The organism is Flammeovirga kamogawensis, from assembly GCF_018736065.1.
In the GTDB taxonomy this organism is placed as follows: Bacteria; Bacteroidota; Bacteroidia; order Cytophagales; family Flammeovirgaceae; genus Flammeovirga; species Flammeovirga kamogawensis.
In genome coordinates this window covers 3,527,399-3,546,180 of the sequence record NZ_CP076128.1, presented here as the reverse complement: position 1 = coordinate 3,546,180, position 18,782 = coordinate 3,527,399, and the positions used below count along the sequence as shown (strand labels likewise).

Below are 18,782 nucleotides of genomic sequence, written 5' to 3'. Positions count from 1 at the left end.
ATGAGAAAAATATATGATTGTTTCATGTTATTTAATGAGCTTGATTTATTAGAAATAAGACTCAAGTTATACTATGAACATGTAGACCATTTTGTAATTGTAGAATGTAATCAAAGTTTTGTTGGTAAAACTAAAGCATTCGTTTTTGAAGAAAATAAAAATAGGTTTAAAAAATACATTGATAAAATTATTTACATCAAATTAGAAAATGAATTAGTATCAGATAATTTTTGGGATAATGAAGCAACGCACAGAAATGCTATAACAAGAGGGCTAAATGATGCTAATGAAGATGATATTATCTTTATATCTGATTTAGATGAATTTTATGATTTGAAATTATTAGATAGAGAAAAAACTTTTGATCAAGTATATAAAATAGAAATTCCTCACCATAATTATTTTATTAATTATAAAACAAATATAATTTTCAACCTTACTTTTGTAGGTACTCTACAACAAATTAAAAAGACAAACAACACCTTAGATGAAATCCGTAAGAGTGAGGACTTTCGACATATAGTATATAACCCTAAAGAAGACAAATGTGCTCATATGTCATATGTATTTGGTTGGGATATTGATGTATACATCTATAAGTTAAATAGTTTCTCACATCAAGAATACAACAAAAAGCCTTACACTTCCACAAAACATATTAAGCATTGTTTAAAATTTCCAACAGAAATTTTTATGCGTAGTGGTACTTGGATTGAGTATATCTCTCCAGAAGAAACTATGTTTGCAGATTTAATAGATGAATATCCACACCTTTTCCAAAAAGAAACCAACTTTAAACCTAATAATTTTTCAGAATGGATTTTCTATCTTAGAAGAAAATTATATAAATTAACGAGTAAGTTTATTGGTAAAAAATTTCAAGTCTAATTAATTATTATCAATAATTTCTTTCCAAAAGTCGTATTCAAATCTCCACCAAGCATGAACACCCATAGGAAGTTTCTCTTGATTATCATTATATAATTTTTTAGGATACTCATCAAAACCAAAACTCCTTGCTTCCTCTATAGATGGCACCTTAAAGTGTTTCCAACTTTTGCTGACATTTTTCGAGAAAAATATATCCTCATTTTTAATATCTTTAGAAAATGGCTTTAAATTATTTTTCCTAATCCTTAAATAAGCAAAATAAGATTTTACTTGTAAAATAAATGATTTATAATTGTAATTTACACTTTGAAAAAGACTACTATATGTAGTTAAAACATCTTTAAAAGTAGATACTTTTCTTAAAGAAAAACCTCCATTTCCTACTTTCCAATAATCTGGGTTACCGTTACTATCTTTTGTCATTAAAGGTGGTCCAATAAAATCATATCCTTTTGACATCCAGTAATTTAGATTATCTTTAAATATATATACATCAAGTTGACATAACAACATATAATCATATTCCTTAAATACTTCATAAAACTTAGGTAATGTCATTAAACGATTATACGATGGTATACCAGAGAAATAAGATGAATCAAAATATTGGCAGTAAAAGTAAATATTAATAGGTATCTCTTTTATTTCATCAAGGTAAATTTGTATATCTAATTCTTTATAAGTCAATAAACATATATTCCTCTTTGAACATTTTGATATATTATTTTTAAAAGAAATTAATTCATTGATTGACGGTTGTTCTTTATAAATAGGAATAATAACTATACAATTATTCATTTTTTATATTTCGTTTAAGCCATTTTCAGTAATTATATGATTATTTTTTCTAGATTCTTCTAGAATTAAGTCATTTTCAGGTAAAGATGACCTTGAGTTTTCATGATGATATAAATGATAAGCAATACCCCCAAATTTAAAATTGACTCTCTTAACACCATTATTTATTAACCTTACTACAAATTCACTATCTTCTCTACCCCAACCAACAAATCTATTATCAAAGCCATTTACTTTTACTACATCTTCTCTCCAGACACCTAAATTACAAGTTCTTGCACCTTTATCAGTATATGATCGTTTAGAAAAAATTCTAGACAATAATTTAGAATTTAAAGTATTAAATCTATTTTTAATACCCTTCGATATTAATGAAATAGAAAAATTAGTGTTATTCCCTAAAATAGAATTTGTTTTCCTTTCAGATAATAAAACCCGTCCTCCTTGGAGAAAATATCCTTTTCTAGCATTTTGAATATAAGTTTTAATAAAATTCTTATTAAGACACATATCACCATCTATCATAATTATATAATCTCCCTTACATGATGCAAGAGCATTATTTCTAGCTCTTGCAACCCGAAAACCTCGATCTTCTTGCCATTTATGAATAACAGGTATTGGAAATTTATTAACAATATCTGATAGAAAAAGCTTTGTTTCTTCATTAGAACCATCATCAGCTATTATAACCTCGTAAGGTAAAACAGACTGTAACTTAATACTCTCTAATACTATTTTTAAAGCATCAACTCTATTATAAGTTGTTACTAAAATAGAGCATTTTAACGACTTATTCTGTTCCTTTAATTTCGAATATTTATAAAAAACTGTAGAAGAATTATAATAAGAAATCAAAAGACCTTTCCATCCAAATAAAAAGCCTCTTTTTAAAAAGTAACTTTGTATAAAAGTAAAAAGTGTTTTTAAAACAATCATCAATGATGAAATACTCTTTATATTAGCATTTTGCTGAGCAAATAAGGTTGTATAAAGCCTCTGTTTATCTAATAATTCATTAACATTTGAATAAGATTCATGTTTTAATACTCCCTTTAACTTTTTTAAATGATATTTCTTTGTATTTAAAACTTCATGAACCTGAGAATTATAAAAGCTAACATTAGACTTTTTATATAATCTTTTAACCCAGTCGTCACCCCAATTAGCTCCATCGATAATAGTTCCATCATATGCATTTTTACGCTGAACATGATAGACATTTTCAGAATCAAGATCCGCACCTTTAATACTATTGTACAACCTAGAAGTGATTATTTCATCAGAATCAATAGAAAAAACCCAATCATTAGATGCATAAGATGCTGCCAAGTTCTTCAAAGGTCCAAATCCTATAAAAGGAGAATGGAATATTTTGACATTCTTAAAGCTTGATGCTATTTCCAGTGATTTATCTGAAGATCCATTATCTAATATAATTACTTCTTCAAAACCACGTAAAGAATCTAATGTTGCTCTTAATGATTTCTCAGCATCCTTTAAAATCATTACAGCAGATATATTACTAATTTGAGTCATATAATTATCCTATTTAGAATATTCCTGCATTTCTTGTAACCTCTTATACATCCCATTTTCTACAGCCATCAAATCTACATGGGTTCCTTCTTCTACTACTTGACCTTCTTTAATAACTAAAATTTTATCTGCTTCTTGAATAGTAGATAAACGGTGGGCAATTACAAGTACAGTACGGCCTTTCATTAAATGCTGAATTGCATCTTGTACTAATTTTTCAGACTCTGTATCTAAGGCTGATGTTGCTTCGTCAAGAATTAATATATCTGGGTTTTTTAGTATTGCTCTTGCTATACTTAAACGTTGTTTTTGTCCTCCTGATAATTTTGAACCACGATCACCAATTACAGAATTGTATCCCTCCTCCGTTTTTATAATAAACTCATGAGCATTGGCTATTTTAGCCGCTTTCTCTACTTCTTCTAGAGTAGTTTCTGTACCAAAGGCTATGTTATTATATATTGTATCGTTAAATAAAATAGATTCTTGAGTTACAATCCCCATATGTGATCTTAAAGAACTCAATGTATAATCTTTAACATCATGTCCATCAATCTCAATTTTACCAGATCTTGGGTCATAAAATCTAGGGATTAAGTCTGCCAAAGTAGATTTACCTCCTCCAGAAGGACCTACTAAAGCCAACATTTTACCCTTCTCTAATTTAAAGTTGATATCTTTTAATACATCTTTATCTTCATAGCCAAAACTTACACCTTTAAATTCAATGCCTTTATCAAATTTATTCAATGATTTAGCATCTGATTTATCCTTAATTTTTGGTTCTGTATCAAGTAATTCAAAAATACGTTCTGTTGCTGCCATACCTCTCTGAATACTACTTAAGTTACCTGATATTGCTTTTACAGGATTCAATACTTGAGTAAATAATACAAGGTAAGCCATAAACTCTGCGGCAGTTAAAGTTGCATCTTCAGACAATACAATTGTACCACCTAAATACAGTAAAACACCAACAAAGAAAACTCCTAAGACTTCTGACAATGGAGAAGCTAATTCTCTTTTAGATGCAAAATCTCTAAATGCTTTAACATAACCTTGATTATATTTTTCAAAAGATGATGATACATATTTATCAGCATTAAAACCTTTAACTACACGCATACCCACAATCGTTTCATCAAGTACACCTAATAGAGAACCCGATATATCTTGTAAGTTATGTGAAACTTGTTTTAATTTTTTTGCAATCAAACCTATTGATATACCCGACACTGGCAATATCAAAAAGACAAACATTGTCATCTTTGGCGATATATAAATTAATGTTGAGAAAAAGATCACCAACATAATGGGGTCTTTTATAAAAGTAACTAATGCTCCAAATGCATTTTCAGATTCTGTTACATCAGTGGTTGACCTTGCCATGATATCACTTTTTCTAGAATTGGTTAAATAACCAATATCTAATGATAAAACTCTTTGAAAAACACTTGTTCTTAAAGATGCTATGGTTGTTCTTCTATAGTTTTCAGCAAGTCTTCTTTCTATATATCTAAAAATATTGGTAAATAATGATGCTAAAAATGTGAACAAACAAATTAGCATCAAAGCACTTAATTTACCTTTCTCCAACATTAAAATACCAAATTCTTGATAGGCATATTCTTTTATGAAATCCATATTAAAATGAAAATCATTTAATGTTAGTAACTTATCCGGAATTTGAAATGAAGTATCACTATTAAATAAGATATCTAATAATGGAATCATCATTGTAAAATTCAATAAGCTAAATACACTCATAAAAAGTGTAACAAAGAAATACGGAACTAAGAATGATGGTAAATTTCCTGTAAAGGTTAAAAGTCTTTTATATATTTTCATATGCCCTTAGAGCTTTTTTATCAGCCAATAAAATTATAATTTCAACAAATGTAATCATTGAAATTATATTCGTTACTACATAATCACTAGATAATAACATCTATTTCAAAGTCTTTACTATTTTTGATATCTAAATAATAAAAAATATGAATAATCGAATTGCGTTAATTATTGGTAGTACTGGTTTGATAGGTAAAAATATTGTTACGTTGCTTACAGAAAATGAGCAATACGATAAGATTATTTCTATTACTAGAAGACCTTTAGGTATCAGCCACCCTAAACTTTCTGAAGTAATTACAAATTTCGAAAATCTTAATACATTAGAATTATCAACTGATATTGATATTGCTTTTTGTTGCTTAGGCACTACAATGAAACAAGCAGGTTCTAAAGAAGCTTTTTATAAAGTTGACCATACTTTTATTGTTGATTTCTTTAAATTAGCAAAACGTTATAATGTTAAGAATAGCTTGGTGGTATCTTCTATGGGAGCTGACAAACACTCTTTTATATATTATAATAAAGTAAAAGGAGAAACAGAATATGCTTTAATGAACTTAGGTTTACCTGCACTAAATATATTCCAACCTTCGTTATTAATTGGAAATCGTGAGGAATCTCGCTTCGGAGAAGATTTAGGTAAAGTTTTCAATCAGTTTCTTAGCCCTATTATTCCCAAAAAATATAAAGGCATTGAAGGAGTAACTGTTGCAAAAGCAATGATTAAGCAAGCTGATAGTACTCCATCTAAAAAAGTTTCATTTTTCACTTCAGATCAAATACAAGAGTTGGGTAAGTAACGTATTATTTATAACACTAACTCTTCTCTAATTCTATACTTTACTGACTACTATGACTTCTAAACTTCTAATACATAGTGTTTTTTTATCTTTTTGTATTTCACTTTTAAGTATTACAAACGGGTTCGCTCAGCACAAGTCTCCTAATGTAAACCCTGCTACGGATAAACATTGGGCTTTATCTGTTTTTGGAGGAACAAGTAATTATTTTGGGGATTTAACCACAAAGGCATCACCATTTTCTACTAACTCTTCTTTAACTAGTGGAAGTTTTGGCTTTGGTTATGAAAAAAGATTTTCTCATCGTTTTGTTTTAAGAGGTGAATTCTCTTGGTCTAGAATTATAGGTGATGATGCACAAACTGCTGCTATTGGTAGTTTTGAATACGATAGGAACCTATCTTTTAGAAACGATATTTATCAACTTTCTGCACTCGCTCAATTTGATTTAATACCCCATTACGGTCATTATTCAGAAAGGAAACGTATTACACCTTATATCTTAACAGGTTTAACTACATTTCTACATAATCCTAAAGGTAAAACAACTACTCAATATGGTAGTACTTGGGTAGATTTATCTTCATTGGGTACTGAAGGGCAAGGAAAAGAAAACACTAGAAAAAAATATAATAAAGTTGGTATTGCAGTTCCTTTTGGGCTTGGCGTAAATGTAAAAGTAACCAACAGAATGGATATTGGTCTTGAATGGATTACGAGATTTACTTTTACAGATTATTTGGATGATGTAAGTAAAAATTATGCAGGCGATGCATCGTTTGGAAATAACCAATTGGCAGCATCAATGGCAGACCGTTCCCAAGAAAGCATTGCTGTATTAACTGGAGCACCTAGACAAGTGCCTTCATATAAATTTGGACCTGGAGATAAAAGAGGATCTAATAATAAGAGAGATGGATATACCAATTTTTTAATTAAAGTAAGGTATATATTATCTAAAAATGAGGCTCCAAATAAATTATCTTGGCTTCATAAAAACAGTGAACAATACAATACTATAGGTATTCATTCAAATAAATTAGCCAATTCTACTCGAGATATTTCTGAATTTGATAAATATAAAGGTCGATATACGATTCAAAATTTAGCGATAAATACAGAAGGTTCTGAACGTTCTCCAAACTTCTATCACGATGGGTTAATTTATGCTACAGATAGAAATGATAGAAAACATTTTAATAAAGCCACAAGAAAATCATATTATAATTTTTACTACGCACCACTTTCAGACCTTTATAAGAATGAGCAAACTAGACCTGTAAATATTGAAAATGAAACACTAAAAAGGTTTCACCATCATTCTGCCTATCAAATTAATGATACACATATAATTACAACACTGTATTCTTCAGACCTACCAAGTCAGAAAGTAGCACAACATAAACTATTTTCAATTGAAATTTTAGGAGAAAATATTTGGGCTGAAGCGATTGAGCTACCTTTTAATAACGAACATTATTCTATATCAGAACCTACTATAAGTAAAGATGGTACAACAATGTATTTTGTGTCTGATATGAAAGGCGGATATGGTGGTACTGATATCTATGTCAGTTATAGATATAAAGATCAATGGACCTATCCTATTAATCTAGGAGGAGTTATTAATACTTCTGGCGATGAAGTGTCTCCATTTTTACATGATGATGGCACTTTATATTTTGCGTCTAATGGCCATAAAGGAATGGGTGGATTGGATCTTTTTGAAGCTATAAGTAAAGATGATAAAATATTTGCGGTAACAAATTTAGGTAGCCCTATTAATTCACCTTATGATGATTTCGGTTTAATACTTAATAAAGTAAAGAGAGTTGGCTATTTTACTTCAAATAGAGTAGGTGGTAAAGGAGGAAATGATATTTACCAACTTAACGTAAATGAAATTAATGTTTCAAGAATGCTAACTGATGAGCATGAAAACTTATTTGTTGTAGAGGAAATGAAATTAAAAGGAAAAGTGATTTCTAAAGATACTAGAACTGCTTTGCCTAAAATTTTAGTGAGTTTAAAAAACATAGAAACCAATGCTTTAATTACAAAGCGTACCGATAAAAATGGTGTTTTTGAATTTGATGTCTCAAATGAATCAAATTATGAAATATTTCCTTCTGCTTTTGGGTACAAAAGAATGAAACCAACAAAAATTTCTACTGTTGGTGTATTTGGTGTTGATGAAATATCAAAGACACTTCTTATCGCACCGCTTGCTAAAAAAGTAAAACTTTATGGGCAAGTAACCAATAAAGAAACAGGGGAATTATTAAAAAACATTGAACTTGTTTTTATCTCGCCTAATGAAGACGAAAATATTTATGTAAAATCTGATAATGAGGGTAATTACAGTATGGAAATCAACAAAGATAAAAAGTACTTCTTCTTTGTTGAAGAAGATGGATTCCTCCAAAAAAATTATGCAATACCAGATCTCTCAAAATTTAGATCCGTTTCTTCTATGAAATATAACATAAGGCTTGCACCTAAAGAATAAAAAAGAGCCTCTGATTTATTAAAAATCAGAGGCTCTTTTTTATATACAATTTATATTAATAATTCAGCTGCAAATTATCTATTTCTAAAACGCTTCCTACTGCACCGGTAAACGTGTCACCTAAAGCACTAGACGAGAATACAACAAGAATATGGGTAGGAACATCGTTTGGATCGGCCCAATCTACTTCCTCTTCTCCTGGATTTTGATTTAAACCCATGTACGATGGATAACCTGCTGGTAACTCTCCGTATTGCATATCTAAATTTAGAGTAGTCCAACTAGAAATTGTGTCTTTACTTCTATGCCATGCAGTACCAACTCTATACCTTTGTCCATCAACTCTTTTTTGCAAAAGAACATAAATTTCACATTCATCCTCACCTGTTGATGGATTTTGATTCTCAATATATTCTGTTCCTGGAGAATACTTATATTCTAAAGAAATTGAAATAGGTCTACTACCAAATGAAATTCCAAAATGTGTATTAGATCTTGGATTAGAAGCATTTGGTGGCATATCATCAGTAAAATATCCAGTAAATAATGATCCTGCAGCAATATTATAAATAGGTACACTAATACTTTCTAAACGTGCATATTTACCTCCATCTCTATCTACAGGTGTTGTGTTACCTCCGTCTACAAAAGATGCCACAGCTCCTCTATTTGCTGTATCCCAAATTCTTGAAGTTAAAACATCCGACTCAGGAGTAGGAGTTGGGTAAGTATAATTTACTCCTAACCATCTTAAAGTTTGGTCATACCAAGAGTCAAAATTACTATTCTCAATTTGAACTTCTGCTGTTTGTCTAAAAGCCTTTACTTTCCAATTTACTTCTGATCCATCTTCTGCTGTTACAACATAAATAATTGTATCTGCAAAATTAGCTGCTTGTCCAACTTCTGGAAGAACTGTTGATAAAGAAGAAGTTTGAATATTTGTTGTCTTTAAACTATCTAATCCTACTGATTCATTGACAGGAACAGAAATTATTCTTGCTAAAGAATCAATAGTTGAAGTTCCAGATTGTCCCTCTACTTCAAATGCCAAAATTTCAGCTTTCGGAGACAATCCAAAATAATCCCAATCTATACAAGAAGTCATTAAAACTGCTAAGACTCCTAAAGTTATTAATTTAAATATTTTCATAATTATTTCTACAATTTAGAAGTAGTAAGCAACAGCTAATTTGATTTGTAATAGGTTAACTTTAAAATTTAAGTCAAAGTCTGTTCTTTGACTTTCTTCTGTATAATTAGTAGTACTTTGTTGATGATCCATTTCTAAACCTAATAAACCAACTGAAGCTTCAAAAGCAAAACCATCCATAATAAAGGCTGCCAAACCTGGCTGAATACCAATACCTAAGGTTATTCTATCTGTCTTCGTTTTTGTTAGTTCTGAAGCAGTTTCATTTTGTTTTAATGATGATCCAAAACCTAATTGAAGAGATGTCTGATTAAAAATACTAAATCGTCTATTTTTAGATAAAGGGATGTAATTTCTTATAAAAGGGGCTATATAATAACCATGAGAAATAGATCTAAGGTGATTATCTTCGCCATTAGAAGAGTACTTTTCATTTTTATTACTACTACTATAAGAAAATTCAAGACCTGTCATAAAGAAATCCTTCACAAAATAACCTCCTTGAACACCTACTTCAAAATGACCATTATCTTGATAATGTAATTGGCGAATAAACTGATCTTCATTTTCTGCAGAACTAGAGGATAACTGAAGTGTTAGAGATGTATACCACTGTCCTTTATTTTGATTCCTGTTAAAGTCCAAATCTCTTGGATCTACATCCGTCTTTGTCTTTAAACTATCTTGTGCAAAAGATAATGATACTATCATTGACAGTATCAAGGGTAATAATAGTTTGTACATATGTAAATTGAATAAAAGAGAGTGTTATAGAAGAGTAAAATTATTTCTTTTTCTTAGCCCTTGGTGTAGTATACATTGGCCAACATGGAATTCTATATAATAATCTATATTGAAAATTCAATCTTGATCTATCGTCTTTATTAAAGTACCATCCTGGAATATCATTTTTTGTAATTACCGTTGCTGGGAAATCCTTTTTAACGGTATAAGCAAAACCAAAATCAACTGTTAAACCTTTGTATAAAGCTAGCTTTAAACTAACGGTTATTTCATACCAATCAACATTAATATTTTTTTCTGTTAAATGCTTTAAGGTTGCTCCTTCTTCCCAATAACCATTTCCTGTACTATAATAATCTGCAGATTGATCAAAAGTAGAATTTGCATATTTAAAGCCAAATGTAAGTCCACTAGATGTTGATGCTTTTTTCATTACATTATACTCCATACCAAAACGGTAAAAGCTTCCATTACTATTGTAATTAAAGAATTCCGAATTGCTATTAGTACGTGTTCTATCCATTTGTCCGTATTCCATTGTTACATAGAATGCATTTCTTATCATTAAATCACTATACAAAGTATAAGCACTCATGTTTTTATCGAGTGCAGACTGCATTAATGGGCGCATATCTACTCCAAGACGAACAGCGGATAACACAAAAAGTCCTGATCCTTTAGGTTCTCCTTTTTTATTTAAAGGCCAAGGTTCTTCCAAAATAGCAGAAGTATCTTGTGTAATCTCTGAAGATTCTGATGATAAATTTGTTTCTTCTTGAGCAAAAAGAGAGAACTGTATGCTTAAGATTAAGAAACTACATTGTATCAAAAACTTCATATTTTTAATTATATAGTTTGACATTTGGCCAGTCTAAATTCGTATTAATAACTTGACGATCTACCTGCATTTTTTTAAAAATTGAATCATTGGCAAAAGTAAACTCAAGACCTTGATTTCCTCCAGATTCTAATTTTATATCACCTATTCCACTTAAGAAAACACAACCTGTTTCATCATCGCTAATAGTTGTTTTTGCATTGAATACAACTTTCATCTGCTGCTTCGATATATTAACCCCGTCTTCTTTATATTCAAATTCAAAAATAGTCGAATTATCACCCTCAACAGGTAATAGAACAGTACTAAAGTTATCTCCTGATGTATAAATTGGGTTACTTGCTTTTCCTAAAACATGAATAGATTCAAATCTCATTGCTTTTGGTTCTCCTGTATCTTTATTAAAGAAAGACACAATTAGACTTCTACTAGGTGATTTTGTCGATGCATCGCAAACATCTAATAGAAATTGAACATTTTCATTGGCTGTATCTGCAGATACTACTGAATTTACAACAATTACTGAATCAAACAAAGCTCCTTTTACACCAGAATAAGAACTTGTTCCTTCTTTACTAGGATCTCTTGACACTCCTAGACCAACTAATTGTTCATAAGCACCACAATCTGGGCCATTTACTTTTACAGAACTTTCATAGTCTATGTATGTTGTATCAGCCAAACCTTGTGCTATAAAAGAAAAACCAGTCTGACGTGTAGTTATTTTTAAGGGTAATAAATACTTACCATTACTCATTGGAGAAATATCTGCACCACCAATACCTGAAACAGATTCAAAATTAATTGTAGTTAAAGGTTGATCAGGATTATTTTTATCATAAAAAGCTCCAACTGCATACGATGATGGATTTGAATAGGGATCACAATCACGACAAGAAGGAAGAATAAAAAATATAGCTAGAGGTATTAAACATAATAAACCTCGTTTGATTGACAATTTCATAGAACAAATTTAATTACCTATTCTCAATTTAAAAGGATTATTCTCTGTTAGATTCATTTTTATTAAATTATTCCATTTAATATAACATTTGATCAACTACTTAATAAAAAAGTTTAATGAATAAAAACCGCTGTTATTTTCTACTTAATCATAAAAAAAAGCTACTCCCCGAAAGAAGTAGCTTTACCTGATAGCATTTACTATTGATCACCTTAATGGCATCAATTGATAATTTATTTTAAGAACTCATAAATACCGGCAACTCCTTGGCCTCCTCCGACACAAGCTGTTACCATTCCGTATTTCTGGTCTCTTCTACGCATTTCGTTAAATAATTGTACGGATAATTTAGCTCCTGTACAACCTAGCGGATGACCTAATGCAATAGCTCCACCGTTTACATTTACAATACTAGGATCAAGGTCAATATTTTTTAATACTGCTAATGATTGTGCTGCAAATGCTTCGTTTAATTCTACTTGATCAATATCAGAAAGTTTCAAACCCGCTTGTGCTAATGCTCTTGGAATAGCTTCTACAGGACCGATACCCATTATTCTAGGATCTACACCTGCAGATGCATACGATACCATTCTAGCAATTGGTTCAAGTTTTAATTCTTTTACCATTCTTTCAGACATCACCATAACAAAAGCTGCACCATCTGATGTTTGTGAAGAGTTACCAGCAGTTACTTGACCACCTTGTTTAAAGGCTGCTTTTAAACGGCCTAACCCTGCCACGTCAGACTTACGAGGTCCTTCGTCTGTATCAACAACAAATTCTCTTGTTTTCTTACGGTCACCTTCAATATAAGTCTCCTTTACAGTAATGGGAACGATTTCGTCTTTAAACTTACCTTCCTTAATTGCTGCTAAAGCTTTATTATGTGAGTTTACTGCAAATTCATCAGCCTCATCACGGTCAATTCCATAATCTTTGGCTACTTCTTCTGCTGTTAACCCCATATTTAAATAATATTGAGGTGTTTCTGTTGCGATTTTATAGTTCAAACCTGTCTTGTATCCCATCATCGGAACCATAGACATAGATTCTGTTCCTCCTGCAATAATACAATCTGCCATGCCTGCTCTAATTTTAGCAGTAGCCATAGAAATTGTTTCTACACCAGAACCACAATAACGGTTTACTGTTACGCCTGGTACTTTTAAATTATCTGGAGCAAAAGCCAACAATGAAATCATTCTTGCCATTTGCATACCTTGTTCAGCTTCTGGAATAGCACAACCTACAATTAGGTCGTCAATTCTTGTTGGATCTAAAGCTGGAACACTTTGTACTAGATGTTGAATAACATCTGCTGCTAAATCATCAGGACGAGTAAAGCGGAATCCCCCTTTCTTCGACTTGCCGATAGCTGTTCTATATCCTGCTACAATGTAAGCTTCCATTTTTCTTAAAGTTTGGTAGGAGTTTTAATTACCCCTAGCATGTTTGTGTTTTTATGTGATTAATTCTTTTAATAATCTTTTAAAAAAGATTTAGTTTCTTAGTGGCTTTCCTTTAAAGATGATACTTTGGATACGCTCCAATGTCTTCTTTTCTCCAGATAAACTTAAGAATGCTTCACGTTCTAGATCCAATAAATATTGTTCTGATACGTAAGCTGGCGCTGATAAATCTCCGCCATTAATCACATAATTTAATTTACGAGCGATTTTCGCATCGTGTTCAGATGCCCAGTGTGCATATTGCATACCTGCTACACCTGCCTCAAACAATGCCATACCACCACGGCCTTGAACCTTAATATCTCTTCTTTGATTTGCTTGAGCATATCCTAAAGCTGCCATTTCTAACACACGTGTTTTAGCATCTGCAATTACACGTTTTCTGTTTAGTGTTACTTTAGAATGAGCATTCATAAAGCCCATGTCACGCATTTCTTCTGCTGATGTTGCAACTTTTGCGGTTGCAATACTCATAAATGCATCTTGTAAACGGTTATATTCTGGATCTCCAGCACGGAAAGAATCAGACACACGTAATGCCATTTCTTTCGTTCCTCCACCGGCAGGAATTAAACCAACACCTACTTCTACAAGACCCATATAAGTTTCTGCATGAGCCTGAATAGCATCACAATGCATAGATAATTCACATCCACCGCCTAATGCAAGGCCAGAAGTTGCAGCTACAACAGGAATTGATGAGTACCTTACGCGCATCATTGTTTTTTGGAACTGAGCAATCATCATGTTGATTTCATCATATTCCTGATCACAAGCAAACATAAATAGCATTGCTAAATTGGCACCTGCTGAGAAGTTTGCAGATTCGTTACCAATAACAATTCCTTTCCACCCTTGTTCCTCTGCAATAGCAATTGCAGTGTTAACACCTTCAAGGTTTTCACCTCCTAAGGCATTCATTTTTGTATGGAATTCAAGGTTTAATACACCATCTCCGATATCGAATAAAGTAGCACCTGGATTACTCCAAACAACTTTCTCTCCTCTTAATGTTTCTAACATTACTAGAGATTCAGTTCCTGGAACTACTTTGTAAGATTTAGAAGGAATATCATAATAAAGACGTTTACGATCTTCATTTTTGTAGAATGATGTATGACCTGCATCTAGCATTTCATAAACCCAAGCCGCTGGTTTTTCACCTGCTGCTTCCATTTTTTCTACTGTTTCTTTTACTCCTAGAATATCCCAAGTTTCGAAAGGACCTAACTCCCATGCAAAACCTGCAGCTACTGCTTCATCAATTCTGAATAGTTCGTCTGCAATTTCTGGAATACGATTAGAGCAATAACGGAAAATATCAAAGAATGTCTTTCTATAGAATTCTCCTGCCTTATCATCAAAATTTAAAAGAATTGGTAAACGTTCTCTTAAATTATCATTGTCTTTAACAGCCTCAACAGACTTAAATTTAGCTCTTGTTTTAGGGCCATATTCAAAAGTTTCGAGATTTAGTTCAAGAATAACTTTCTTACCTTTCTCATCTTTTGTCTTTTTGTAATACCCTTGTTTTGTTTTATCTCCCCACCACTTACGGTCGTTCAATTCACTTACAATTTTAGGTAATACAAAACGTTCTTTTGATTCGTCTTGAGGAAGCCCTGCATGTAATCCAGCAGAAACCTTAACTGTAGTATCTAAACCAACAACATCCATCGTACGGAAAGTTGCAGATTTTGCTCTACCGATCAAAGGACCAGTTAATTTATCAACTTCTCCAACTGTTAAACCCATTTCTTGAATGGTGTGCATACCCGACATAATTGCATATACACCAATTCTATTGGCAATAAATGCTGGAGTATCTTTACATAAAACAGTTTCTTTTCCTAGGTGAACATCACCATAATGCATTAAGAAGTCAATAACATCTTGGTCTGTACTTGGGCCAGGAATAACTTCTAATAATCTTAGGTAACGTGGAGGGTTGAAAAAGTGTGTACCACAGAAGTGTTTAACAAAGTCATCACTTCTACCTTCACACATAAATTTCATTGGAATTCCGGAAGTATTTGATGTAATCAAAGTACCTGGTTTACGGTATTTCTCTACTTGTTCAAATACAATCTTTTTGATGTCGATGTTTTCTACAACCACTTCTATAACCCAATCTACTTTAGAGATTTTAGGCATATCATCAGTAAAATTACCTGTAGAAATCAAGCGCTCTACTCCTTTTTTGAAAATGGGTGCAGGTTTTGATTTTAATGCTGATTTTAAAGCATCATTTACAATTCTATTACGAACTGATTTAGTTTCAAGCGTTAAACCTTGGGCCGCTTCTTTTTCTGATAATTCGCGAGGTACAATGTCAAGAAGTAAAACTTCGACACCAATGTTCGCAAAGTGACATGCAATTCTAGATCCCATTACTCCGGAACCCAAAACCGCCACTTTCTTGATAGTTCTGTTTTTCATCGGTTTACCGATTTTGTGTTGTTATTGTTATGTGTATTCTAAATTGAATCGAGTCATTAGACTTATAATAAAGTCACTCGTGAAATTACTTAGGAACGTTCTCTTCTGTAATTCCAAAGCTTTTTAAGCGATCACGTATTTCATCAAACATCTGACCTTTCGGATCTTTTATCACCTCATTGATTTTATCAATTACATGAAAAAATACACCTAGCTCATCTGCAGATACTTTTTCTTCTACCCTACGCTGAAAAACTTTTACGGTTTGTTTTGACATTTCACGCTTTGCTTGTCCAAACTCTGTAAGTCGAATTATCACTTTACGTTTATCTGTTTTATCAGCTACACGTTCAATTAATCCTTTTTCTTCAAAGCTTTTAAGCATTCGCGTTAAACTTCTTGCTTCCATTCCCATTAAGGGAGCTATTTTTGTAGCAGGAGTACCATCAACTGGGTCAATATTTAACAATACGAAACCAATTGAATGGGAAATATCAAAATCTGCACCTAATAAGTTATACATTTTAGAAATGCCTAACCAAGTTGCTTTAATACTTAAATCTACCGACTGTTTCTTTTTTTCAGATTTGCGTAATTCTCCCATGCATTCATGATAATTTTGTGATGTGTGTTGTGTGTGTGTTTATCGCTTGGATGAATAGTTGTATACTGAGTCAAAATTCAGAGAATTTAGAATACAGATTAATAACAATTTGTTCATCTCATGATCAAATATAGAAATATTTAGTATGCATGCATAACATTTTTGAAAAAGTTTTAATAAAAATTATTTTTAAAACTTGTATAAATCATAAAAGAACTATCACAATACAGTCTTTTAAAGGATGCTTCAAAACATTTAATTACATTTGTGAGTAGTTTTGTTGTGTGAACAACTTTTAGCATTATCAATCAAAGAATCTTATAGATAAAAGCAGAATGAAAGAACTCGCTTATCTTAATAAATATATACTCAAATATGGTTTTAGGCTTTCATTGGGCGTAATCTTCATGATTATATCCAATATTTTTGCCATTGCCCCTGCACAAGTTGTAAGGTATGCGTTTGACCTTGTAGTAGATACCTTAAAAACACAAACTATTTTACAAGAGAGTGCTTTTTATGATCAATATATTAATGATTTCTTCCAAGTAGTTTTACTATATGGTGGCCTTATTGTATTGATGGCATTTTTAAGAGGTATTTTCCTATTTTTTGTCAGGCAGACAATAATTGTAATGTCACGTTTGATAGAATTTGATTTAAAGAATGATATTTTTGAACACTATCAGAAATTATCACTTAGTTTTTATCGTAAAAACAACACAGGTGATTTAATGGCAAGAATTTCTGAAGATGTTAGTAAAGTAAGAATGTACCTTGGTCCTGCAATTATGTACAGTATCAACATGGTTATTTCTTTTGTGCTTACGATATCATTGATGCTAAGTATTAATGTTAAGCTAACTTTTTGGGCATTGCTACCCTTACCCCTTTTATCAATTAGTATCTATTTTGTGAATAATATCATAAATAAGAAATCTGAACTGATACAACAACAACTTTCAACAATGTCTACATTTGTACAGGAAGCCTTCTCTGGAATTCGAGTTATAAAGGCATTTGTAAGAGAGAAAGAGTCTTTGTCTCAGTTTACTGATACAGCAAATGAATATCAAGATAGACAACTAGAATTAGCAAAGGTAAACTCATTATTTTACCCATTAATGTTATTCTTAATTGGTTTATCAACCATTTTAACTGTTTATGTTGGTGGAATTGAAGTAGGTGAAGGTGCTATTACTCCAGGAGTGATAGCTGAATTTATAATGTATGTAACTCTTTTAACATGGCCTGTTACTTCTTTAGGATGGGTTACAAGTATTGTTCAAAGAGCAGCTGCTTCTCAAAAGCGTATTAATGAATTTCTAAATATTGAACCAGAAATAATATCGCCTACAGAAGAACCTTTTGAAATTAAAGGTGATGTAAAATTTGAAAACGTAACTTTAGTTTACCCAGATTCTGGTATAAAAGCACTAGATCATTTATCTTTTGAAATTAACGCAGGAAAAACTTTAGCTATTCTTGGAACAACAGGTTCCGGAAAAAGTACAATTGCCAATCTTATTGCTAGGCTCTATGATCCAACCGAAGGAAGAATTTTAATTGATGGACATGACCTTAAAAAACTAAACTTACATGATGTTAGGTCACAAATAAATATGGCTCCTCAAGATGTTTTCTTATTTTCTAATACTTTAAAGAATAACATCGCATTTGCTAAAGATGATGCTACTGATGAAGAAATTATCACCGCAACAAAAAATGCTGGTTTGTGGGAAAATATCCAACAAATGGAATATGGTTTAGACACCATTGTTGGAGAAAGAGGCATTACCCTTTCTGGGGGGCAGAAACAACGAACTACTATTGCTAGAGCTATTTTAGGTACTCCTAAAATTCTTGTTTTAGATGATAGTCTTTCTGCTATTGATACAAAAACAGAAAATGCCATTCTTAATAATTTACAAACCGTAATGAAAGGCAGAACATCAATAATTATATCTCACAGGGTCTCTTCGGCCAAATTAGCTGATAAAATTATTGTTATGCACGAAGGCAAAATAATAGAACAAGGATCTCATAATGAACTACTTACTATAGAGGGACATTATAAATCTTTGTTTGACCAACAATCTAAATCATCAAATTAGCAAATATTTAAGAATAAGTTCTTAGATTTGTTACATCTTAACGAATTACCCGTTAACATCAAACAG

General features: G+C 31.5%; 14 protein-coding genes. 4 read left to right on the top strand and 10 right to left on the bottom strand.

The features are described 5' to 3' along the window. Positions 1-888 carry a glycosyltransferase family 17 protein gene (locus tag KM029_RS14190; protein WP_144073892.1) on the top strand — a complete coding sequence of 296 codons (888 nt, stop codon included), beginning with the start codon at positions 1-3 and terminating at the stop codon, positions 886-888. On the opposite strand, the gene KM029_RS14185 is transcribed toward KM029_RS14190, so the two are convergent. From KM029_RS14185 to KM029_RS14175, 3 genes are read right to left on the bottom strand one after another with little or no spacing between them, the layout of a single operon-like run. Continuing rightward, positions 889-1,689, bottom strand: a complete 801-nt coding sequence (locus KM029_RS14185; RefSeq protein ID WP_144073891.1) for a DUF5672 family protein — start codon at positions 1,687-1,689, stop codon at positions 889-891. Positions 1,690-1,692: 3 nt separating this feature from the next. Next, the gene (locus tag KM029_RS14180) at positions 1,693-3,228 is read right to left on the bottom strand and encodes a glycosyltransferase family 2 protein (RefSeq protein ID WP_144073890.1); all 1,536 of its coding nucleotides are present in this window, start codon (positions 3,226-3,228) and stop codon (positions 1,693-1,695) included. Positions 3,229-3,237: 9 nt separating this feature from the next. Then, complete coding sequence (locus tag KM029_RS14175; protein WP_144073889.1) at positions 3,238-5,076, bottom strand: ABC transporter ATP-binding protein; 1,839 nt, start codon at positions 5,074-5,076, stop codon at positions 3,238-3,240. Positions 5,077-5,222: 146 nt separating this feature from the next. Between KM029_RS14175 and KM029_RS14170 the strand changes: the two genes are divergently transcribed. Together KM029_RS14170 and KM029_RS14165 are read left to right on the top strand one after the other, a co-directional pair. After that, positions 5,223-5,879: an oxidoreductase gene (locus KM029_RS14170; RefSeq protein WP_144073888.1), complete on the top strand. Its 657-nt coding sequence runs from the start codon at positions 5,223-5,225 to the stop codon at positions 5,877-5,879. 52 nt (positions 5,880-5,931) lie between these two features. Then, positions 5,932-8,388 carry a DUF6089 family protein gene (locus tag KM029_RS14165; protein WP_144073887.1) on the top strand — a complete coding sequence of 819 codons (2,457 nt, stop codon included), beginning with the start codon at positions 5,932-5,934 and terminating at the stop codon, positions 8,386-8,388. 55 nt (positions 8,389-8,443) lie between these two features. Here KM029_RS14165 and KM029_RS14160 read toward each other — a convergent pair whose 3' ends face one another. From KM029_RS14160 to KM029_RS14130, 7 genes are all read right to left on the bottom strand, one after another. Further along, the gene (locus KM029_RS14160) at positions 8,444-9,541 is read right to left on the bottom strand and encodes a PCMD domain-containing protein (protein WP_144073886.1); all 1,098 of its coding nucleotides are present in this window, start codon (positions 9,539-9,541) and stop codon (positions 8,444-8,446) included. 15 nt (positions 9,542-9,556) lie between these two features. Next, a complete protein-coding gene (locus tag KM029_RS14155) occupies positions 9,557-10,252 on the bottom strand; it encodes an outer membrane beta-barrel protein (RefSeq protein WP_158631063.1) in 696 nt (231 codons plus the stop codon). Between the two features lie 73 nt (positions 10,253-10,325). Next, on the bottom strand, positions 10,326-11,123 hold the full coding sequence (locus KM029_RS14150; protein ID WP_144073884.1) for a DUF6048 family protein: 798 nt from the start codon (positions 11,121-11,123) through the stop codon (positions 10,326-10,328). Between the two features lie 4 nt (positions 11,124-11,127). Further along, positions 11,128-12,087, bottom strand: a complete 960-nt coding sequence (locus tag KM029_RS14145) for a hypothetical protein (protein WP_144073883.1) — start codon at positions 12,085-12,087, stop codon at positions 11,128-11,130. A 233-nt stretch (positions 12,088-12,320) separates the two neighbouring features. Beyond that, entirely contained in the window at positions 12,321-13,499 is a 1,179-nt protein-coding gene (locus tag KM029_RS14140; RefSeq protein WP_144073882.1) for an acetyl-CoA C-acyltransferase, read from the bottom strand. Positions 13,500-13,589: 90 nt separating this feature from the next. Next, positions 13,590-15,998 carry a 3-hydroxyacyl-CoA dehydrogenase/enoyl-CoA hydratase family protein gene (locus KM029_RS14135; protein WP_144073881.1) on the bottom strand — a complete coding sequence of 803 codons (2,409 nt, stop codon included), beginning with the start codon at positions 15,996-15,998 and terminating at the stop codon, positions 13,590-13,592. A gap of 85 nt (positions 15,999-16,083) precedes the next feature. Beyond that, on the bottom strand, positions 16,084-16,602 hold the full coding sequence (locus tag KM029_RS14130) for a MarR family winged helix-turn-helix transcriptional regulator (protein WP_144073880.1): 519 nt from the start codon (positions 16,600-16,602) through the stop codon (positions 16,084-16,086). A 335-nt stretch (positions 16,603-16,937) separates the two neighbouring features. Between KM029_RS14130 and KM029_RS14125 the strand changes: the two genes are divergently transcribed. Then, positions 16,938-18,716: an ABC transporter ATP-binding protein gene (locus tag KM029_RS14125; protein WP_184679512.1), complete on the top strand. Its 1,779-nt coding sequence runs from the start codon at positions 16,938-16,940 to the stop codon at positions 18,714-18,716. The last annotated feature ends 66 nt before the right edge of the window (positions 18,717-18,782 follow it).